General features: G+C 69.2%; 20 protein-coding genes. 14 read left to right on the top strand and 6 right to left on the bottom strand.

Annotated elements, in window-relative coordinates:
- Positions 1-148 precede the first annotated feature (148 nt).
- Genes FCN18_RS14920 through FCN18_RS14895 form a run of 6 tightly spaced genes read left to right on the top strand, consistent with a single transcriptional unit; the run spans position 149 to position 8,402 of the window.
- On the top strand, positions 149-1,990 hold the full coding sequence (locus tag FCN18_RS14920) for a hydantoinase/oxoprolinase family protein (protein ID WP_137095381.1): 1,842 nt from the start codon (positions 149-151) through the stop codon (positions 1,988-1,990).
- Complete coding sequence (locus FCN18_RS14915; RefSeq protein WP_112267460.1) at positions 1,990-2,346, top strand: acetone carboxylase subunit gamma; 357 nt, start codon at positions 1,990-1,992, stop codon at positions 2,344-2,346. The genes FCN18_RS14920 and FCN18_RS14915 overlap by 1 nt, the downstream gene beginning before the upstream one ends.
- The gene (locus FCN18_RS14910; RefSeq protein WP_206077897.1) at positions 2,346-4,478 is read left to right on the top strand and encodes a hydantoinase/oxoprolinase family protein; all 2,133 of its coding nucleotides are present in this window, start codon (positions 2,346-2,348) and stop codon (positions 4,476-4,478) included. Before FCN18_RS14915 ends, FCN18_RS14910 begins: the two co-directional genes overlap by 1 nt.
- On the top strand, positions 4,475-6,601 hold the full coding sequence (locus FCN18_RS14905; RefSeq protein ID WP_137095380.1) for a hydantoinase B/oxoprolinase family protein: 2,127 nt from the start codon (positions 4,475-4,477) through the stop codon (positions 6,599-6,601). The genes FCN18_RS14910 and FCN18_RS14905 overlap by 4 nt, the downstream gene beginning before the upstream one ends.
- A gap of 2 nt (positions 6,602-6,603) precedes the next feature.
- A complete protein-coding gene (locus FCN18_RS14900; RefSeq protein ID WP_137095379.1) occupies positions 6,604-7,398 on the top strand; it encodes a patatin-like phospholipase domain-containing protein in 795 nt (264 codons plus the stop codon).
- Positions 7,395-8,402, top strand: coding sequence for an NADP-dependent oxidoreductase (locus tag FCN18_RS14895; protein WP_113643873.1), 1,008 nt, complete (start codon positions 7,395-7,397; stop codon positions 8,400-8,402). Before FCN18_RS14900 ends, FCN18_RS14895 begins: the two co-directional genes overlap by 4 nt.
- A gap of 110 nt (positions 8,403-8,512) precedes the next feature.
- Here FCN18_RS14895 and FCN18_RS14890 read toward each other — a convergent pair whose 3' ends face one another.
- Genes FCN18_RS14890 through FCN18_RS14880 form a run of 3 tightly spaced genes read right to left on the bottom strand, consistent with a single transcriptional unit; the run spans position 8,513 to position 9,949 of the window.
- Complete coding sequence (locus FCN18_RS14890; RefSeq protein WP_112267452.1) at positions 8,513-8,908, bottom strand: hypothetical protein; 396 nt, start codon at positions 8,906-8,908, stop codon at positions 8,513-8,515.
- A gap of 2 nt (positions 8,909-8,910) precedes the next feature.
- Positions 8,911-9,630 carry a hypothetical protein gene (locus FCN18_RS14885; RefSeq protein WP_137095378.1) on the bottom strand — a complete coding sequence of 240 codons (720 nt, stop codon included), beginning with the start codon at positions 9,628-9,630 and terminating at the stop codon, positions 8,911-8,913.
- A gap of 1 nt (position 9,631) precedes the next feature.
- A complete protein-coding gene (locus FCN18_RS14880) occupies positions 9,632-9,949 on the bottom strand; it encodes a type VII secretion target (protein ID WP_112267449.1) in 318 nt (105 codons plus the stop codon).
- Positions 9,950-10,054: 105 nt separating this feature from the next.
- Here FCN18_RS14880 and FCN18_RS14875 point away from each other — a divergent pair, with 105 nt between their 5' ends.
- Complete coding sequence (locus FCN18_RS14875) at positions 10,055-10,594, top strand: hypothetical protein (protein WP_112267447.1); 540 nt, start codon at positions 10,055-10,057, stop codon at positions 10,592-10,594.
- A gap of 55 nt (positions 10,595-10,649) precedes the next feature.
- Here the strand turns inward: FCN18_RS14875 and FCN18_RS14870 are convergent, their stop codons facing one another.
- Positions 10,650-11,699 (bottom strand): NAD(P)-dependent alcohol dehydrogenase, encoded by a 1,050-nt coding sequence (locus FCN18_RS14870; protein ID WP_113643875.1) that lies wholly within the window; start codon positions 11,697-11,699, stop codon positions 10,650-10,652.
- Positions 11,700-11,804: 105 nt separating this feature from the next.
- On the opposite strand from FCN18_RS14870, the gene FCN18_RS14865 reads away from it, so the two are divergent.
- Positions 11,805-12,407, top strand: a complete 603-nt coding sequence (locus FCN18_RS14865) for a TetR/AcrR family transcriptional regulator (RefSeq protein ID WP_228713960.1) — start codon at positions 11,805-11,807, stop codon at positions 12,405-12,407.
- Positions 12,408-12,414: 7 nt separating this feature from the next.
- On the opposite strand, the gene FCN18_RS14860 is transcribed toward FCN18_RS14865, so the two are convergent.
- Complete coding sequence (locus FCN18_RS14860; RefSeq protein WP_137095377.1) at positions 12,415-13,089, bottom strand: HAD-IA family hydrolase; 675 nt, start codon at positions 13,087-13,089, stop codon at positions 12,415-12,417.
- Positions 13,090-13,281: 192 nt separating this feature from the next.
- On the opposite strand from FCN18_RS14860, the gene FCN18_RS14855 reads away from it, so the two are divergent.
- From FCN18_RS14855 to FCN18_RS14835, 6 genes are read left to right on the top strand one after another with little or no spacing between them, the layout of a single operon-like run.
- Positions 13,282-14,241: an Lrp/AsnC family transcriptional regulator gene (locus tag FCN18_RS14855; protein WP_113643877.1), complete on the top strand. Its 960-nt coding sequence runs from the start codon at positions 13,282-13,284 to the stop codon at positions 14,239-14,241.
- Between the two features lie 25 nt (positions 14,242-14,266).
- On the top strand, positions 14,267-15,049 hold the full coding sequence (locus tag FCN18_RS14850; RefSeq protein ID WP_112267437.1) for an aspartate/glutamate racemase family protein: 783 nt from the start codon (positions 14,267-14,269) through the stop codon (positions 15,047-15,049).
- A complete protein-coding gene (locus tag FCN18_RS14845; RefSeq protein ID WP_137095376.1) occupies positions 15,046-15,723 on the top strand; it encodes a hypothetical protein in 678 nt (225 codons plus the stop codon). The genes FCN18_RS14850 and FCN18_RS14845 overlap by 4 nt, the downstream gene beginning before the upstream one ends.
- Entirely contained in the window at positions 15,720-15,851 is a 132-nt protein-coding gene (locus FCN18_RS40540; RefSeq protein WP_255565761.1) for a hypothetical protein, read from the top strand. The genes FCN18_RS14845 and FCN18_RS40540 overlap by 4 nt, the downstream gene beginning before the upstream one ends.
- Positions 15,848-17,323 (top strand): sodium:solute symporter family protein, encoded by a 1,476-nt coding sequence (locus FCN18_RS14840; RefSeq protein ID WP_112267433.1) that lies wholly within the window; start codon positions 15,848-15,850, stop codon positions 17,321-17,323. Before FCN18_RS40540 ends, FCN18_RS14840 begins: the two co-directional genes overlap by 4 nt.
- 31 nt (positions 17,324-17,354) lie before the next feature.
- The gene (locus tag FCN18_RS14835; protein ID WP_113643879.1) at positions 17,355-18,569 is read left to right on the top strand and encodes a dipeptidase; all 1,215 of its coding nucleotides are present in this window, start codon (positions 17,355-17,357) and stop codon (positions 18,567-18,569) included.
- A 122-nt stretch (positions 18,570-18,691) separates the two neighbouring features.
- On the opposite strand, the gene FCN18_RS14830 is transcribed toward FCN18_RS14835, so the two are convergent.
- Positions 18,692-19,336, bottom strand: a complete 645-nt coding sequence (locus FCN18_RS14830; RefSeq protein ID WP_137095375.1) for a hypothetical protein — start codon at positions 19,334-19,336, stop codon at positions 18,692-18,694.
- Between the last annotated feature and the right edge of the window lie 51 nt (positions 19,337-19,387).

Here is a 19,387-nt window from a genome sequence, read left to right as displayed (position 1 = left end):
CCCTCGCGCGCACGGCGCCGGGTTGTCCGTCGACGCCACCGGATGGTGTCAGCACAGCCCATTGAGCGGGTGCGCGACGGTGGCCAAGGTTGTCCCTGCCGCGCACGACGCGGGCTGATCTCGCGTGGAGTGGCTGGAGAGGAGCGACATGGCGGTCATCACGATCGATATCGACACGGGGGGAACGTTCACCGATGGGTTCGTCGTGCGGGACGGAATCGCGCACACGACCAAGGTCCTGACGACCCCTCACGACCTTGCCGTCTGCTTTCGCGAGGTCATCGAGGGCGCGGCCGCCGCACTGGGGGTGACTGTGCCGGACATGTTGCGCGACACCGTCTCGGTGCGCTACGCCACCACGGTCGGCACGAACACGGTGGTCCAGCGACGGGGCCCTCGGATCGGTCTGCTCACCGACCCACGGCTGCGTCCCGCGGAACAGGATGCCGGAGTCGGGCTGTTCGTGGAGCCGGGCATGGTGGCCGAGATACCGGACGCGGACAACGGAGCCGGAGGTGCTCGGGCATTGCCCGCTGTGCGTGCTCTCCTGCAGCAGGGTGCCCGTGGGCTGGTCGTCGCCTGTTCGAACGGCGGTGCCGAGGACGAGAAGGCCCTCGCCGACACCTTCGCCGAGCACTATCCGCGGCACTGCCTGGACTCCGTGCCGCTACTGCGGGCCGGTGAGGTCGCGGCCGACCCGGATCCGGTGCGTCGCAGGTCGACCGCGTTGTTCAACGCCTACGTGCACCCCGATGTCGCCGACTACCTCTATCGCGCCGAGGACTACCTGCGCCAGCACGGCTATCAACGGCCACTGCGGATCGTGCACAACGATGGTGGCGCCGCACGGGTCGCCAGGACCATCGCCGGCAAGACGTACAACTCGGGGCCGATGGCCGGGCTGCTCGGAGCTCGGACCGTGGCGCAACATTACGGCTTCCACGACCTCGTCACGCTGGACATGGGCGGCACCAGCCTCGACGTCGGAATCCTGCGCGCGGGCGAGGTGCCCATGCGCCGGCACGGCCGGATCGAGGATGTGGAGATCTCCTTCCCGCTTCCGGATCTGGTTCCCCTGGGTGTCGGTGGCGGGTCGGTTGCCTGGCTGGACGGCTCGGAGCTCCGGGTCGGCCCGCACAGCGCCGGTGCGAAGCCGGGGCCCGCGTGTTTCGGCTTCGGCGGCGCGGAGCCCACCGTCACCGACGCCGACGTGGTGCTCGGTGTGCTCCGTCCGGAGGCCTTCCTGGACGGCAGCATGCGCATCAGCGCGGACGCCGCGACGCGTGCGTTCGAGCCGCTGGCACAAACGCTCGGCCTGAGTCCCGCCGAGACCGCCGAGCGTGTGCTCGTGACGGCGCATCAGGACGCGGGCGGCCGGCTCGCGGCCGAGCTGACCGAGCGTGGCATCGACCCGGCCTCGGTGACCGCACTCGCGTTCGGCGGCAACGGCGCCACTCACGGGGCGGGGATAGCGGAAGCCGCGGGAATCGGTGAACTGCTCATTCTGCCGTTCGCGCCGGTTTTCTCCGCCTACGGCGCATCCACCGTGGACATCCGGCATCGTCACGAGTCGGTGGTGGGCGAGGAGAGCGAGGATACATTGACCGCCCGCGCGCTGCGCGACATGCGCGGCGAGGGAATTCCGAGCCAGGACGTCACGCTGGACGTGTCCCGCTTCCAGCGCGACGGCGCTGACTGGGTGTCGGTCGAGGCGAGCCATGCCCTGCCGCATGTGGGCCTGACCCAGCCGGTCACCGATTCCGGAACGTCCGGCGGGGCCTCGAGGACGACGAGTGCCGTTCGCTGGCCCGGCCACGGCGAGACGGAGACGGTGGTGCTGGATCGCACGGCGTTGCTCCCCGGCGAGCCGGTGGCGGGTCCCGCACTCATCGACCTTTCAGCGACCACGTGCGCCGTACCTCCCGGCTGGACCGGCGTGCTCGACGAACACGGTGTCCTGCGGCTGACCGCCCCGACAAGGAGTATCTGATGAGCAGTCAACGCATTCGGGTCACGGAGTACCTGGAGATCGACCCCGAGAGCACGACCTGGCACTGTGAACGCTGCGGACACGCCATAGGGCCGGCGTCGGAGAACTACAAGCGCGGGCTCCTGCTCCACGACCGGGATCCCCGGGAAATCCACCCGGCACGGTTCGAAGGCGAGCACAGCTTCGCGCCCGACCCGTCCTGGTGCCGGATCGTCGAGTACTACTGCCCTGGCTGCGGTGTCCAGCTGGAGACCGAGTACCTGCCACCGGGACACCCGCTGGCGCACGACATTCAGATCGACGTGGACGCCTTGCTGGCCAGGGCTTCGGAGATCCGGGAAGGGCAGGCACGCTGATGGAGATCAACGTCGACATCGGAGGGACGTTCACCGACTGTCTCGCCACTGCCGAGGACGGCCGGATCCGCACGGCGAAAGCGCTCACCACGCACCATGATCTCTCGATCGGTTTCCTGCGTGCGGTCGAGGACATCGCGGCGGACGCGGGCCTGGACGTCGACGGCCTGCTCGGCCGGACCACGGCGATCCGGTATGCGACCACACTGGGAACCAACGCGCTCATCGAGCGGGCCGGCCCGCGACTGGGCCTGCTGACCACGCGGGGCCACGAGGACACTGTCCCCATTGGACGCTGCAGGCAGTGGGCCGACGGGCTGCCCGCCACCGCGACCCGAGACCTGTCCCGCGCACGGCGGCCCGAGCCGTTGATCGAGCGGGAGCAGATCGCCGCGCTGACCGAGCGCGTCGACTCGACCGGGAGGGTGGTCATGCCGCTCGACCGGGAAGAGGTGCGCGACCGCGTCATGGACCTGGTCGACCAGGGAGTCCGTGGGTTCGTGGTGTGCCTGCTCAATGCGCACGTCAATCCCGAGCACGAGAAACTGGTGCGCACGGTCATCGAGGAGGAGTATCCCGACATCTACCTCGGCCGGTTCCCGACGATCCTGTCGCACGAGGTTTCCCAGCGTGCGGGTGAGTACGCCCGGTCGATGACGGCCACGATCAACGCCTATCTGCACCGCTTCACGTCGGACCGGCTCTCCTCACTGCGGGACGAGCTGCGCGGGCGTGGTTACGGGGGCGAGCTGCTGCTGGTCCACAACAGTGGCGGGATGGGCAGCCTGGCGGCCACGACGCCGATCCAGACAGTGCACGCCGGCCCGGTGTCGGGCCTGTACGGGTCGCGGCATCTGGCACAGAGCCACGGCTTCGACAAGGTCGTCACCACCGACATGGGCGGAACCTCGTTCGACGTCGGCATCGTGGTGAGCGGTTCCGTCCGCTTCTACGAGTTCAACCCCGTCATCGACCGCTGGCACGTGCAGATCCCGATGATGGACATCGCCGCGATCGGCGCGGGTGGTGGTTCGATCGCCAGGGTCGATCCGATCATCGGCATCGCCGTCGGGCCGGAGTCGGCAGGCTCCAACCCGGGCCCGGCCTGCTACGGGCAGGGAGGCACCGAGCCGACCGTCACCGATGCGAACCTGGTGCTGGGCTACCTCGATCCGGACAACTACCACGGTGGCAAGCTGCCGCTGGACCGCAGGCGCGCGGAGCGGGCGATCGAACGCCGGATCGCCAAACCCCTCGGCGTGTCGGTGATCGAGGCGGCCCGCCGGATTCGCAAGGTCGTCGACGAGGCGATGGGCGCCGAGATCTTCAAGGGGATCACCGTCAAGGGATACGACCCGCGGGAGTTCGCGGTGTTCTCCTTCGGCGGCGGCGGCCCGATGCACGCCTGCGGCTACGCGCGGGCGCTCGATGCGAGCAAGGTCGTCGTACCCCCGCACAGCTCGGTGTTCTCCGCGTCCGGGGCCGCCGGTCTCGAGCGACTGCACATCTATGAGCGGTCCGTGTGGATGGTGCTGTTCAACCCGCTGGTCAAGCAGCTGTTCACCGATTTCGACGGCTTCAACGCCATCGTGGACGAGTTCCACGCGAGGGCGGTGTCGGACTTCGCCGGACAGGGCTACGGCGCGGATGACATCGAGACCGTCGTCGAGCTCGACATGCGCTCGACCGGGCAGCTCTACGTCATCACCATCGCCAGCCCGGTACGCCGGATGGAGACCCAGGACGACCTCGCCGCGGTCATCAAGGCGTACTTCGAGGAGTACGGCGACCGCTTCGGCGACCTGGCGTTGACCAAGGAGATCGGCATCTCGATCGACGCCATCCGGCTCCGTGCCTGGATCCCGCGTGCCGCACCGCAACGGGTCGAACGTGCTGCGTCGGGGCAACCCGTCAGTGCCGCTCGCAAGGGGACGCGGACGTGCTGGTGGACCACCACGGAACAACCGCGGGAGACCGAGGTCTACGACTACGCGGCGCTGAGCACTGGCCACCGGTTGACCGGCCCCGCGATCGTCGAGGCGGCGGACACGAACATCGTGATCGAGCCGGGGTGGTCGGGCGAGATGGACGGATACGGCTTCTTCACGATGCGGCAGGAGGACAACTCATGAGCACGGCCGAGTCGAGCACCGCGCAGTTCTTCGCTGACCTGCTGAACAACCAGCCCGTGATGTACGGGCCGGACCCGGAGATCAACGCGGAGTACCGGTTGCGGCCGCGTACCGAACGTGAGGACGAGGCGCTCGCCGCGATCACCGACCCTGCCGACCTGTCCGTGGGACTCAGCCGAGTCGAGGCGGTGCTGCAGTCGTCCATCGAGATGATGCAGCAGATCAGCGCGTCCGCGGCGGCGAAATGGGGCGATCTGATCGTCGGGATCTACACGAAGGAGGGCGACTTCGCGGTCGCCACGTCGAGCGGTGTGAACATGTTCTCCGCGACCACCTCGTCGGTGCCGAAGTTCATCGCGCGCTACTGGGCCGACGAGCCGACCGTGGGCATCGCCGAAGGAGACGTCTTCTACCACAACGACGCCAACTACGGTGGCACCCACAATCCCGACCACACACTGCTCATTCCGCTGTTCTGGAAGGGCGAGCACATCGCGTGGATCGGCGCCATCATCCACGAGGGCGAGAACGGCGCCGCGATCGATCCGGGCGGGTTCTCGGTGCGTGCGACGACCAAGTACGGCGAAGGCATCAGGATCCCGCCGATGAAGATCGGTGAGAACTACATCGTGCGCCGCGACGTCGTGAACCTGTTCCAGAACCAGGTGCGCGATCCGATGCTGTGGCTGACCGACATCCGCTCCAAGCTCGCCGCTTCCCGTGCCGTCGAGCGCCGGCTGCACGACTTCATGGCGGAGCGCTCGCCGGAGCTGCTCATCGCCACGATGCGCTCCGTGCTGGAGACAACGGAGGCGGAGGTCCGGCGCCGCATCGCGGCCTGGCCGGACGGCATCTACCGTGCCTCGCATTTCGCGGACTGCACGCTGATGGAGGAGCGGCTGTTCAAGCTCTCGGTCGAGCTGGAGAAGCGCGGTGACCGGCTCACCGTCCGCACCAAGGGCAGCTCGCCGTCGATCGATCGCGCACTCAACGCCCAAGCCCACTTCACCCGGGCGATGGTGGGCAATCTCTTCATGAACTTCCTGTACGGCGACCTGCCGCGGACGGCGGGATTCATCGCCGCGCTCGACTTCGAACTGGAACCGGGCTCGATCGTCACGGCGGACTCGGAACAGCCCAGCTCCCTGTCGCTGTTGACGATGTTCTCGCTGAACTCCGCGCTGCACCAGGCGGTGACCAAGGCGATGTACGCGGTGCCGGGGGTCGCCAAGCCCATGGCGCCGTGGTACCCGCAGGTCCCCACGTTGCAGTACGGCGGCCTGACACAGCACCTGCAGGTCACCGCGAACGTCTCCACCGAGATGAACGCGGCAGGGGGCGGAGCGCTGCACGATCGCGATGGTGAGCACGCGGCGGGGCCGATCTTCGCACCGGTGTCGGACTGGGGCGAGATGGAGTTGCGGGAGGCCGAGTTGCCGCTGCTCGGTTTGTGGCGGCGCATTCCGGCCGACAACCACGGTTTCGGCAAGTTCCGTGGCGGGGCTTCCGTCGAGTGGGCCTACATGCTCTACGGCAGTCAGATGTTCGGTTTCGGCCTCACCAGTATGGGCGGGCGGTTTCCGGTCACGGGCGGGATGTTCGGCGGGTACGGCGGCTCCTGCACGCCGCTGACCAGGATCAGGCCCTCCGGTGGGGTGGACGCGGTGCGGCAGTGGCTGCTGGACGGCGGCAAAGGTCTGTCCTTCGAGGCCTCGACCATGGTGAGCAGTCAGCCGATCGCGGGCGAGTACCTCGTGGGCAATCCCATGCAGCCGGCGGATCCGCGGGTTGAGGGCGACATCTGGATCCAGCGGGTCGGTGGCGGTGGTGGCTACGGCGACCCGCTGGAGCGTGACCCCGAGGCGGCGATGCTGGATCTGCGTCGTGGGCTCATCAGCCCCGAGGTGGCGACCCAGGTCTACCGGCTGGTGTGGGACGAGGAACGGATGGAGGCAGACGTCGAGGCGACCGAGGCGGCACGCGCCGAGGAGCGTAGGGCGCGACTGGCGCGTGGCCGTGGCTACGACGAGTTCGTCGCGGCGTGGCGGGCCGACTCGCCCCCGGAGCATCTGGGCTATCTCGGCTCCTGGGACTGGGCCGATCCCGGCGCCGGCGAGGGCTGACGATGCTCTTCGCACCCGTCCTTCAGGAGGTCGCGGCCAGGATGGCCGGCGCGCCATCCGATGCCGGGACCGATCCCGTTCAACGCGCCTACCGCCTCCGCGACGCCGTCGAGCTCGTGCGTCCGGACTGGGTGGTGACGCATCACGACCCCGGGGCTGAGGCCGGTGCGGTGCGGGCCGCCGGCGACGGGGTCGAGCTGGTCGACGTCGTGCTGGCCCGCCGTGCGCCGGTCGCCGAACTCGTCGAACTGGTCGAGGTGCTGGTCGCGCTGTATCCGGACACGGTGATCGCGGCGTCGATCACGGGACCCGCGGGCATGGCGGCGGCGCTGGAAGACGGCCCCGATGGTGCTTCCGTGGACCTGCTGGACTGCGGCGACGTACTCGCGGAGCTCGTCTCGGCCTACGTGGGTGCCGGCGCACGCCGCGTGCTGGTGTGGGAGCCGGAGGTGCCCGCGGACGCGGCCGCCGAGGTGACCAGCGCGCACACCTCGATCGTGCGCAGGCTGGATCTGCTGGGCGTTCCGGGAGTGCTCTGTGGCGGGTCCGGCATCGATTCCGGCGGGTACTGGGCGCACGCACTGAGAGGCACGGGGCGCCAGGCGATCCTGGTGCCCACCGAGGGGTTCGCGCGCGGATCGGCGGGCTGTTTCGCCGAGCTGTGGCGGAGCTGGAACGTCCCGGACGCACAGCACCCCGGCGTGGTACTCACCGACGGGCCGGTGCCGCCCGACTGCGACATGGGCCTGCTGAGTGCGGCAGGCGCTCGCCAGTCGCATGGGAGGGAGGGACGATGACACCCGGCCACGGTGCGGAGGTGCGGTTGGTTCGACGGCCAGTGGGGACACCCGTCGCCGACGACTTCGAGGTCGGCTCGGTGCGCATCGCCGAGCCCCGCGAGGGTGAGGTCGTCGTGCGCAACGAGTATCTCTCGGTGGACCCCTACATGCGCGGCAGGATGATCGACGCCAAGTCCTACATCGAGCCGTTCGCGCTCGGGGAGGTGATGAGCGGCGGGGCGGTCGGCACCGTTGTCCGGTCCGAGGCCCCGGAACTGCCGGTCGGCGAGACGGTCCTGCACGACCACGGATGGCGCGAGTACGCGGTCGCGCCAGCGGCCGACTTCACGCGAGTCGACACCACGGTCGCTCCGGCTTCCGCGTATCTGGGAATTCTGGGTATGCCGGGCCAGACCGCCTATTTCGGACTCTTCGACGTCGCCGGAATGCGGCCCGGCGACACCGTGTTCATCTCGGGCGCGGCGGGGGCGGTCGGCAGCCTGGCCGGGCAGTTCGCCCGGCTGCGGGGAGCGCGCCGGGTGATCGGCTCGGCGGGTTCTCCGGAGAAGGTGGCCTATCTGCGGGATGAGCTCGGATTCGATGCGGCGTTCGACTACCACGATGGCCCGGTACGCGAACAGCTGCGCGCCGCGGCTCCGGGCGGCATCGACGTCTACTTCGACAACGTCGGCGGCGATCACCTGCGAGCCGCGATCGGCGCGATCCGGCCGTTCGGCAGGATCACGCTCTGCGGTGCCATCTCCGGCTACAACGACACCAGGCCACCACCCGGCCCGGACAACCTGATACTCGCCGTGGGCAAACGGCTGACCCTGCGCGGCTTCGTGGTGTACGACTTCGCCGACCGGACCACCGAGTTCGAGGCACAGGTCGGTCGCTGGTTGCTCGACGGCCACGTGCGACTGCGCGAAACCGTGGTGTCGGGCGTCCACAACGCGACAACGGCGTTCCTCGGCCTGTTCGACGGCGCCAACACGGGCAAGATGCTCGTCCGTGTGTGACGTGCGCCGAGCGGTCGTCGTCGGAGCGCGGTCACGCCGCTGTCCGTTGGAAAGGCGTTGCCCGCGCAGCGTCCGTTGTGGATCACGCCGGGTGGGGCGAGCGAGTCACCTCAACGCATCCAGGTGCGGTCGCTGAAGTCCTCATCCTCGCCATCGTCGCCATCTTCGTCGGGCCGCTGCGCCGCGGACGGGTTCTCCGTCTCCTGGCGCAGCTGCTCGAACTGCTCTTCGCCCTGGCGTGCGAGTTGCTCGCGCTCTTCCTCGGACAGGTCGCGGTACGTCTCAGCGCCTCGTTCGACGAGCGGGTCAAGGGCGCGGGCGAACACCGGGGTGTTCATCATGTCGCGCAGGCTCCGGCGCCCTGAGGTGATGTCGTCCACGAGGCGCTTGAACTCGGGATCGTCGACCTTGTCCTTCAGTATTCCGAGCGAGTTCTTCAGGTGCTTCGACAATGCGACGTCGCCGCGTGCGATGTCGAGCGTCGGCTCGTTCTGCTCACCGCTCAACTTCAGACTCCGGGATGGTCGTAGTTGCTCTCGGGCAACGCCTGCAGCTCATTGTCCTTGAGGGTACTCAGATAGCCGGCCATGACGCCGACAAGGGCTTGCGCCGAGTTCCACGCGGCGGTGTGGGCGTCGAGAACCTTGCCCCAGGTGCCGATCGCCTTGCTGATCGTCACCGCCGCCGCGGCTCCGGACAGGATCGGACCGATGACGGTCCAGCTGGTCGCCGCCGCGGCCGCGAGTTCGATCCCGATCGCGATGAGGTAGTCGAAGAGCATCTCCAGGAAGCCCTTGACCGCGTTCGCCGTTTCGTACATGCCGACAGCGGCCTGCTTGAACTCGCGGCCCATCGCGGTCAACGTGCTCTCCTGGTCCGCGATCGCGTTCGCCACGCGGGTGAAGTACTCGTTCGCGGTGTCGGCCGCGTTGCCCTCCCATCCGGTGGCGACGGTCGTCAGGCCCTTGTTGATGGCGGCGGCGAAGTCGCTGTTGAACGCACCGAGGTTCTCGCAGGCGATCCCGGCCTTCTGGATGGCTTCGAAATCCCCCGCGAACTTCTCGGCCACCCATGCGCCCGGGTTCACGCCGGTCACCAGCTCGATCGCCTCGCCGACCCAATAGGACACACTGATGTACTGACTGACGCCGATGACGTTCTCGAGCAGGTCGGGGACCGGGTCGGAGGAGGTGGGCGCCGTCAGCTGGGACGAGGGTGAGTCCGCCATCTCACGCACCGGCCTCGGGGTAGGTGCCGTCCATCTGTTCGGCCTTGGCCTTGTCCGTGTCGGCGTACATCAGGGCCGCCCTGTCCACTTCGGCCGCGGCGGCCTGCTGGACCTGGGCCAGTCGCACGTAGTTGTCGGTGAGCGCGTTCCGCGCGTCGGTCACCGCACCGACGATCGTCTGGAAGATCCCGGCGTCCGCACCGCCGATGCTCAGGTGGTCTTCCGCGTAGTCCTTCGCCGCATTCGCGTCGGTGACCAGCCCGGCCAGCTCCTCCCCGAAGGCCGAGATGACGCTCGGTTCGGCTTTGAAGCCTCCCATAGTCCCTCCCCGTTTCACCCGTCGGCAACGATCAACCGATGGCTCGGATGGACGAGGCTACACTTTGGTTCCATTCTGGTTCAGCCATGCCAACAGGAGAGATGAGTGCCACAGCGCGCTGGTGTCGTCACCTTGCCCGCCGACTTCGTTGCCCGGGAGGGCAATTTGCCGCGCCATTGTGCGCGGCACGGCCTGCCCGCTGTCCGGCAGCATGATTTCCTGCTGCAGTCGAAGGTGAAGATCGAGGGCAACCGTTTCCTGCAGGTGGGCGGCCGGGGCGTGCTGGGAATGGCGGAACGGCTCGATCAGCATGGCAGGAAGGTGCGGGTCGCCGAGGTCAAGGGCTGGCCACTGTGTCGACGCTGCGTCCGGACCAGGGCCCTGTGGCTGACCGTCGCGGCCACGCTGTTCTTCGGGGGGCTGGCCGCCTTCGCGGGATCGCTGATCGCCGCCGCGGTCACCGATGGCATGCCGTGGCTGGCCGGCGTGGCTGTCGCCGGTTTCGCATTGCTGCCGCTTTCGGCCTTCCCGTTCGTGCTGGGCAGCATCCCACGGTTGACCGGTGCGGAGACGTCGCCCGATGGTGCGTCCGTGATCATCAAGAATCCGAGCCGGGCGTTCACGGCGGAGTTGCCCCGGTCGTGACCACGTCCGAGGGCCTGGCGGCCGGCGTGGCCGCCAGGCCCTCGGACGTCGCCGGTCAGGCGCCGATCGTCGCCGCGTCGATGACGAAGCGGTAGCGCACGTCGCTGTTGGCCACGCGCTCGTAGGCGGTGTTGACCTGGTCGGCGGAGATCGTCTCGATCTCGGCGCCGATGCCGTGCTCGGCGCAGAAGTCCAGCATCTCCTGGGTTTCCGCGATGCCGCCGATCATGGAGCCCGCCAGGGACTTGTTGCCAACGATCAGGGAGAACGCGCTGTAGGACAGCGGTTCGCCGGGGGCGCCGACGTTGACCATCGCCCCGCCGACCCGCAGCAGGCCGAGGTAGGCGTCGACCGGCAGCTTCGCCGACACGGTGTTGAGGATCAGGTCGAAGCGGCCGCGCAGCACGTCGAAGGTCGACTCGTCGCTGGTCGCGTAGTAGTCGGTGGCGCCGAGCCGCTTGCCGTCCTCCTGCTTCTTGAGGCTCTGGCTCAGCACCGTCACCTCGGCGCCCATCGCGACGGCCAGCTTGACGGCCATGTGGCCGAGGCCGCCGAGGCCCACGACCGCGACCTTCTTGCCCGGGCCCGCGCCCCACTGGCGCAGCGGCGAGTACGTCGTGATGCCCGCGCAGAGCAGGGGAGCCGCGACGTCGAGCTCGATGCCCTCCGGGATGCGGCACACGAAGGCGTCCTTCACCACGATCTGGCGGCTGTAGCCGCCGTAGGTGTTCTCCCCGTCGAAGCCCACGCCGTTGTAGGTCTGGACGTTGCCCTTGACGCAGAACTGCTCGGTTCCGGCCCGGCAGTACTCGCACTCGCCACACGAGTCGACCATGCAGCCGACGCCGACCCGGTCACCGACCTGGTATTTGGTCACGTTCGAGCCGACCGCGGCGACCACGCCGGCGATCTCGTGGCCGGGAACCATGGGGAAGATGGCGGTGCCCCAGTCCTCGCGCGCCTGATGGATGTCGCTGTGGCAGATGCCCGCGTAGGCGATGTCGATCAGTACGTCGTCAGGGCGCAGGTCGCGCCGCTGGATCGTGGTCTGCTCGAGCGGGGCACCGGGTGCCGGTGCGGCGATGGCGTGCGTCGTCGTGCTCATCAGACCTCCTGGGATGATGGATCGCGAGCCCCGATGTAAGGGGCCTCTCACGGTTCGACGTAAGAGGGCTCTTACTTATTCCGACCGAGAGATGTGATCCAGGCCATGGGCGACAAGTACCACCACGGCAACCTGCGCGCCGAGCTCGTGCGCGTCTCCCTGGACCTGATCGCCGAGCAGGGCCTCGGGGCATTCTCGGTCGCGGAGGTCGCCCGGCGCGCCAAGGTCAGCCCCGGCGCGCCATACCGGCACTTCCCCGAGCGCGAGAGCCTGCTCGCCGCCGTCGCGGCCACCGTCGCCAGCCAGCTCGCCGACCGGGTCCGGGCCGCCGCCGAAGGCCTGTCCGACCCCGCGGACGCGCTCGCCGCGGCCTGCGGCGCCTACACCGGGTACCTCATCGAACGGCGCGCGGGCATGAACGTCGTCTACGCCGACGGGCTGCAGGGCCGCGAGGACACCGAGCTGCACGAGCAGACCCGCCGCATGAGCGACCAGTTCCTGATGCTGTGCCTCACCGTGTCCGATCACCCCGAGAACGCCCTCGAGCTCATGGAGCAGCTGTTCACCCAGGCGCACGGTTACGGCATGTTCTGGCTCGACGGCGTCTTCGCCCGCCACGGCTACACCCCAGAGCAGGTGGTGCGCAAGTCCGTCACCGCCGCGCGCATCGCCATCGAAGGGCACCGGCACGCCACCCCAGGCGAATGACGGGGGCTCACCGTCGCATCGTGGCCAGCGCGCTGACGAGCTCCGACACGGCGTGGATCGACACCGCGGGCGCCGGACCGTGCGGATCGAGCTGGTGGCCGGGCCGGACGATGCGCACGGTGGGGATTCCCGCCTCGAGCGCGCCCCGCACGTCGCGGGCCGACGCCGCGACGTGGACGAGGTCGTCACCGAGGAGGTCGCGGGCGCGCAGGTAGATCGCGGGATCGGGCTTGTAGGCGCCGAGCTGCTGTGAGGTGAGCACCAGGCCCGGTTCCACGAGCGGGTAGGCGAGCGTGGCGGCGGCGAGGTCGTCGTCGACGTTCGAGAGGATCCCGAGCCGGGCGTGCTCCGCGACGGCGGGCAACCCGCCGGGGACGTCCGGCCACAGCGGCCAGTCGCCGACGCCGTCCTGGACGCGGGTGATGTCGGCGTCGGCGTCCGCGGTCAGGCCGAGCGCCGTGTACGTGTCGGCGAGGGCGTGCAGGGAGATCTCCCGGAAGGTGGTCCAGCCGGCGGTGGTGTCGACGCGCTGCTGGGCTCGTTTGTTGCGCCGATCCCACTGGTCGTAGAGCTCCGCCCCGGTGAAGGGCCAGCCGCGTTCCGTCGCGATCCGGGCGAAAACGGCCGAACCGCCCCGGCGCGAATCGGTCAGTGCGCTGAACAGGTCGAACGTCACGATCATGGCCGCCTCCGCTCCTCCCCGGCCCCGGGTGTTGATCCACAGGTAACAGCGGCAACAGCGCTGTTACCAGGCATTGGCCTATTTCATGCAAGTATCTATACATCTTCGCCTCTCCCACGTAGATTCCCGGGGACTCAAGCCTGATTCGCTCAACACCGGGCGTCACAGGGCGTCATTCACGAGGGACCCAACGTGCACGAACTCAGTGACCTGGACCGCCGCATCGTCGCGGCCCTGCAGCTCGACGGGCGCAGCTCGTGGTCCGAGGTCGCCCGGCTCGCGGGCACCACGGAGAGCACGGCGTCCCGGCGCGGCGGCAGGCTGCTCGAGGACGGGACGGTGCGGGTCATCGGCGTCGCCGATCCGCTGATCTGCGGTCTCGGCCAGCCGGTGCTCGTCCAGCTGGGCTGCGCACCGGGCTCCGTGAGGCAGGTCATCGACGTGCTCGCCGCCAGGCCCGACACCCGGTTCCTCACCCTGAGCACCGGGACATGGGACGTCATCACCGAGATCATCGTGCCGTCGCAGCGCCAGCTGACCAGCGCGCTCGTGGACGATCTCGGCGCGCTGCCGGGTGTGCACAGCTCGTCGTCGGCACTGATCACCAAGACGTTCACCATGCGGCACGACTGGAGCAGGCGGCTGCTCGGCGACGCGGTGCAGCGGCCGCCGGTGCGGCCGAGCCCCCCGGCCCGCATCACCCTCGACGAGAACGACCGGCATCTGCTCGCCGCGCTGGCCGACGACGGCAGGCGCCCGTACCGCGACGTCGCCAAACACCTCACGCTCGGCGAGACCGGGGTGCGCAGGCGGGTGGAGCGGCTGGTCGCCGCGCGCGCACTGGTGTTCAGCACGCTGGTGACCCCGGCCGCGCTCGGATTCCACGTGGAGCTGCTGGCGTGGCTCAAGGTCGACCTCGGCAGGCTCGACGAGATCGCGCACCTGCTCGCGGGACGCCCCGAGGTCCGGTACGTCTCGGCCACCGCGGGCTCCGCCGACCTGGTGTGCGAGGTGATCCTGCCCGACGCCTCGGACATCTACGCGTTCACCACCCGGGTCCTTGGCGCGCTGCCCGGCGTGCGCTCTGTCGACATCGGACTGGAGCTGGAGAACCACAAGCGTGCCTACCGGCCGTTCCACCTCGCCGGGTAGCCCCCTCACACCACACGGAGAGCCCATGCGCCTGACCTACCTGCTGCCCGCGCCGATGCACGTGACAGCGCTCGGCGAGTCCGAGATGCGCCGCCGCGCCGGCCTGCTCGGCGAGTGGTCCGATCCCGGCACCGAGGTCACCGTCGCCGCGGTGGACCGGGGCCCGGCGTCGATCGAGTCCGCCTTCGAGGAGTACCTCGCGATCCCGGCCATGGGCACGGGGTTGCGTGCCGCGGAACGGTCCGGGGCCGACGCGACGATCCTGGGCTGCTTCGGCGACCCCGGCCTGGACGGGCTGCGCGAGATCGCCACCAAGCCCGTGGTCGGCCCCGCCGCGGCGGCCATGGCGCTGGCCGTGACGCTCGGCCACCGGTTCTCGGTCGTCACCGTCACCGCGGGCGTCCGGCCGCTGCTGCGCCGCATCGCCTGGGAGACCGGGGTGCTCCCGGCACTGCACGAGGTGCGCTCGGTCGAGCTGTCGGTGCTGGCCGTCAACACCGATCACGACGCCGCGTACGCGGCGCTGCGTGGCGAGTGCGAGGCGGCGCTCGCCGACGGCACGGCCGACACCCTCGTGCTCGGCTGCATGAGCATGGGCTTTCTCGGTGCGGCCGAACGGCTCACCGCGGAACTGGGCGTGCCGGTGGTCAACCCCGTCCGCGCGGCGCTGCACCACGCGCAGGCCCTGCACCGCATGGGCCTGTGCCACAGCCGTCGCGCCTACCCCGTGCCCACCGCGATCGCCAGTGGCGCCGAGGACGCCGCCCTCCTGCACCACGCATCCGGCCCGATGGAGGTCACGCCGTGAAAGGGATGCTGACGGTCACCGGCGTGCTGGCCGCCGTGATGCTGGCCGCGCCGGCACCGACCGCCGCGGCCCAGGAGGCCGCCGACCCGGTGCTCGCACACGCCGACATCGCGATCACCCTCGAGGACTCCGGCGAGGACCGGGTGCGCGTCACCTACCGGCTCAGCGAGCCGACCACCGCGCCGGTGCCGGTGCGGCTGCTGGTCGCGCCGCGCGCGGGCACCGAGGTCACCGAGCTGAGCGCGGTCTCCGGCATCACCGGCATCGGTCCGGTGCGCGGTATCCGCGCGGACGCGACGCTGCCCGCGGGCACCACGGAGTACACGGTGGAGCAACGGATCCGGCGCACCGGTGAGGCGCGGGGCGTGCCGCTCGCCATCCCCGACATCGCCGCCGACCGGAGCCTGCGGGTGGCGATCGCCGTGACGCTTCCCGAAGGCCAGCGTCTCGTCGGCGACAGCATGCCGGTCTTCGAGCAGCAGCACCAGGACGGCGACCGGATGGTGCTGCGGCACGACACCCGGTCGCTGCCCTCGACGGTGGTCGCCGAGTACGGGACGACCTCGTCGGCCTCGCTCGGCACCGTGGCGTCCTACACCGGCCTGGTGCTCATCGTCGGTGTCGTGGCCCTCTGGCTGGTCACCTCTCTCCGGAAGGAGCGTCCCCGCGCATGATCACCCCGTTCGGACTTCCCTTCGACACGGCCGTGCTCGCCGGTCTCGTCCTGACCGTACTGTCCATTGTGCTCGCCGGGCGGAAGGATCGCTCGGAGTCAGGGCCGGAAAGCGGTGAGCAGCCGTGAACTTCCAGACCATGTTCCTGCTGCTGCTCGGCGGCTTCCTCATCGTGCTCGTCTTCGAGGGCTGGCGGTCGTACAAGAGCAACCGCGGCGAGGAGGACTACTTCGTGGCCGGCCGCAAGGTCGGCGCGTGGACGGGTGGCGCGAGCATCGCCGCGACCCAGATGAGCGCGGGAACCTTCGTGGGCACCGTCGGAATCCACTACCTCACCGGTGCCTCGTTCATGTGGGGCTGGGCTGGCATCTGGGTGGCGTTCCTCATCGCCGCCTACGTCATCGCGCCCCGGCTGCGCCGTTACGCGCACGAGCGCAACGCGCTGACGTTCCCCGACTTCATCGCCGACCGCTTCGGCGGCAAGGTTCCTCGCGCGGTCATCTCGGTGCTGCTGGTGCTGTCGTACCTGGTGTTCATGTCGGCGCAGTACCAGGCGGGCGGGGTGATCCTGGAGGCCGCGTTCGGGATTCCCTTCTTCTGGGGCGCGGTGATCCTGATGGTCCTCGTCGTCGCCTACACGGTGATCGGCGGCATGACGGCGGTCATCCGCACCGACTTCCTGCAGCAGGTCGCGATGGCGCTCGGCGTGGTGATCGGGCTGCCGTTGCTGATCAGCCACGCCGGCGGGCTCTCTTCGCTGGCGCAGTCGCTGCCGGAGATCGCGCCGGACTTCGTCGGCTGGGGCTTCGGCTGGTCGGAGATCAGCGGCTTCTGGCTGGGCTTCGGGTTCGCCGCGCTCTGCGCGCCCTACCTGTTGCTGCGCTTCTACGCGATGCCCGACGACCGCACGTGCCGCCGTGCGTCCGGCGTCGCGCTGTTCTTCGTGCTGCTGACCGGCATCTGCATCGGCGTCGCCGGCATGGTGATGCGGGTGCTCTACCCGAACCTGTCGGTGTCGGACGCGGCGTCCACCATCATGGCCTCCGAGGTGCTTCCGCCGTTCGTCGGCGCGCTGCTGCTGACGGCGATCATCATGGCGGTACTGAGCACAGTGGACTCGGTGCTGCTGGTGGCGGGTCCGGCGATCTCGCACGACCTCTACGCGTCGCTGATCCGGCCGGACAGCACGGAACGCACCCGCACCCGCGTCAACCGGTGGGCGACGCTCGTGATCGGCACCCTGCCGGTGCTGCTCACGCTGCAGGAGCTGGACATCGTTCAGTTCGTGGTGCTCAGCTACGCCGCGCTGCTCGGCAGCACGATCACCGCACCCGTGCTGCTGGGCCTGTACTGGCGGCGGGCGACCAAGGTCGGCGCGGTGTGCTCGATGATCGCTGGCTTCGGCGTGTGCCTGCTGTGGTACGTGCTCGACGGCCCGATGGTGGAGCCCGTCGTGCCCGGGGTGCTGGCCGGGTTCGCCGGGATGATCATCGGCTCGCTGTTCAGCCGCCCGATGCCACCGGAGGACCTGACGGTGTTCTTCGCCCCGCGCACCCCGCCGGCCACCTCCGCGACCGAACCCGCCCCCGCCACCGGATGAGACCACCGCAGAGAAAGGAAAGAGTGCCGACATGACACAGAAGACCGGTGCGCAGCCGTTGCGTTACCAGGGTTACCGCTCGTTCGACGCGCTCGAGCCCGGCGAGGACTACGTCGAGTTCGCGCTGGCCAAGGAAATCGGCAGGGTGCCCTCCCGGGGGCCGGAGCTGACCGACGTGCAGCGGGCGCGGGTGGACAAGCTGCTCGCCGACAACACGGTGATCTCGCTGCACGACCACACCAGCGTCTTCCCCGACGACATCTCCGAAACCTTCGACTACAACCGGACCGGCCGCCACCACACCGGCTACGAGGGACTCTCGCTGTCCGGCATCGACGCTGTCTTCGAGAACTTCATGGACGGCACCTGCTGCATCACCTCCCAGATGGGGTGGAAGTGGGAGGACGTCCTCGTCGACCTCGGGATGCGCTATTCGGACATCGCCAAGCAGGACTTCGTGATCCGCGCCGAGCGCGTCTCCGACATCTCGAACGCCCGCGCGAACGGGCAGATCGCACTGGTGCCCGCACTCGAGGCGTCGACCCCGATCCAGAACGAGGTCGACCGGATCGACGTGCTGTACGGTTTCGGGGTCCGGCAGATGGGCATCGCCTACAGCGAGTCGAACACGCTCGGCTCCGGACTGCGCGAGCGGCACGACGGCGGACTGACCTACTTCGGCGAGAAGGCGGTGCGCCGGATGAACAAGCTGGGCATCGCCATCGACGTCTCGCACTCCGGCGACCGCACGAGCATGGACACCATCAAGGCATCCGAGAAGCCGATCTTCATCACGCACGCGGGCGCGCGCTCGGTGTGGCCGACGAAGCGGATGAAGCCGGACGACGTCATCATCGCCTGCGCGGAGCGGGGCGGGGTGATCGGCATCGAGGCCGCACCGCACACCACGATGAGCCCCAATCACCCCGCCCACAACCTCGACGCCTTCATGGAGCACTTCACCTACTGCGTCGAGCTGGTGGGCATCGACCACGTGGCGTTCGGCCCGGACACGCTCTTCGGCGACCACGTGGGGCTGCACGACACGTTCGCGAGGCACCTGTCGATCTCGGCCGCGCACGACGGCCCCGAGTTCACCAAGGTCGAGTACGTGGACGGCATCGAGAACCCGGCCGAGGAGTTCCACCACATCACCGGGTGGCTCGTCGCCCACGACTACTCCGACGACGAGATCGGCAAGGTCCTCGGCGGCAACATCCTGCGGGTCCTCGACCAGGTGTGGTGACCGGTCACGGCCTGCGGCCCCGCACCGAGAACGGTGCGGGGCCGCAGGCTGGGTCGGGAAGTCCCTCGGTCCGGTGTCAGGGACCGGGCTCGAGGCCGTCGTGGTCCCGGACACCTGCCGGATCAGGCCGTCCAGACGATCGGGTCGTCGGAGTACTCCTCTGAGTCGCCGAACTCGGCGCCGGTCACGGCCACGCCCTCCTGGGCCGCCTGCAGGGTGCACGATTCGAACGTGGCACCCGCGGCGGTGAAGGTGTCGTCGGCGTTGGTGCTCTCGCACTTGCCCTCGACGTCACCGGTGATCACCACACCGGTGCCCCGGCCGTCCTCGCCGAGCGCCCGCAGACGTACCGAGCTGTAGGAGAGGTCGGTGCCGCCGACGTTCTCGACCTTGATCCTGATGAAGTAGGGAACAAGACCGTTCGCGCGATCTCCGAACGCCGCGAGGTCGGCGGGATCGCCCTTGTCGATCGCCGTGACGGTGATCGCGATCGTTCCGCTCTTTTCGGTTCCGTAGGTGAACGGAACGGTCGCGGTCTCACCCACCTTGAGCTCCGTCCCGGGTGGAGTGACCTCCGCCGGGGCGGCCTCGTCGGCGGCGGGTGAGGAGCTCTCGGTCTCGCTGGCAGGGGACTGCTCGGACGACGAGGAGGCTGGAGTTTCGGCGGCCGCCGCGTCGCCGGCCGTGTCCTCCTCGCCGCCGCACGCGGCGAGGGCGAGTCCAAGTGTGGCCGCAACGGCCGCGATCGCGATACGTGGTCTGCGCATAGGTTCTTGCCTTTTGGTCGGCACCGGTGTCGGTGATCGTCTTTGTCGGTT

The organism is Prauserella endophytica (assembly GCF_005146945.1).
GTDB classification, from domain to species: domain Bacteria; phylum Actinomycetota; class Actinomycetes; order Mycobacteriales; family Pseudonocardiaceae; genus Prauserella_A; species Prauserella_A endophytica.
The sequence above is the reverse complement of the archived record's forward strand: the minus strand, read 5'-3'. Positions and strand labels throughout refer to the sequence as shown.

Bases quoted from the DNA above. Each gene is read 5' to 3' on its own strand.
- FCN18_RS14920 (WP_137095381.1), top strand. From the start codon at position 149: ATGGCGGTCATCACGATCGATATCGACACGGGGGGAACGTTCACCGAT.
- FCN18_RS14915 (WP_112267460.1), top strand. From the start codon at position 1,990: ATGAGCAGTCAACGCATTCGGGTCACGGAGTACCTGGAGATCGACCCC.
- FCN18_RS14910 (WP_206077897.1), top strand. From the start codon at position 2,346: ATGGAGATCAACGTCGACATCGGAGGGACGTTCACCGACTGTCTCGCC.
- FCN18_RS14905 (WP_137095380.1), top strand. From the start codon at position 4,475: ATGAGCACGGCCGAGTCGAGCACCGCGCAGTTCTTCGCTGACCTGCTG.
- FCN18_RS14900 (WP_137095379.1), top strand. From the start codon at position 6,604: ATGCTCTTCGCACCCGTCCTTCAGGAGGTCGCGGCCAGGATGGCCGGC.
- FCN18_RS14895 (WP_113643873.1), top strand. From the start codon at position 7,395: ATGACACCCGGCCACGGTGCGGAGGTGCGGTTGGTTCGACGGCCAGTG.
- FCN18_RS14885 (WP_137095378.1), bottom strand. From the start codon at position 9,630: ATGGCGGACTCACCCTCGTCCCAGCTGACGGCGCCCACCTCCTCCGAC.
- FCN18_RS14880 (WP_112267449.1), bottom strand. From the start codon at position 9,949: ATGGGAGGCTTCAAAGCCGAACCGAGCGTCATCTCGGCCTTCGGGGAG.
- FCN18_RS14870 (WP_113643875.1), bottom strand. From the start codon at position 11,699: ATGAGCACGACGACGCACGCCATCGCCGCACCGGCACCCGGTGCCCCG.
- FCN18_RS14865 (WP_228713960.1), top strand. From the start codon at position 11,805: ATGGGCGACAAGTACCACCACGGCAACCTGCGCGCCGAGCTCGTGCGC.
- FCN18_RS14860 (WP_137095377.1), bottom strand. From the start codon at position 13,089: ATGATCGTGACGTTCGACCTGTTCAGCGCACTGACCGATTCGCGCCGG.
- FCN18_RS14850 (WP_112267437.1), top strand. From the start codon at position 14,267: ATGCGCCTGACCTACCTGCTGCCCGCGCCGATGCACGTGACAGCGCTC.
- FCN18_RS40540 (WP_255565761.1), top strand. From the start codon at position 15,720: ATGATCACCCCGTTCGGACTTCCCTTCGACACGGCCGTGCTCGCCGGT.
- FCN18_RS14835 (WP_113643879.1), top strand. From the start codon at position 17,355: ATGACACAGAAGACCGGTGCGCAGCCGTTGCGTTACCAGGGTTACCGC.
- FCN18_RS14830 (WP_137095375.1), bottom strand. From the start codon at position 19,336: ATGCGCAGACCACGTATCGCGATCGCGGCCGTTGCGGCCACACTTGGA.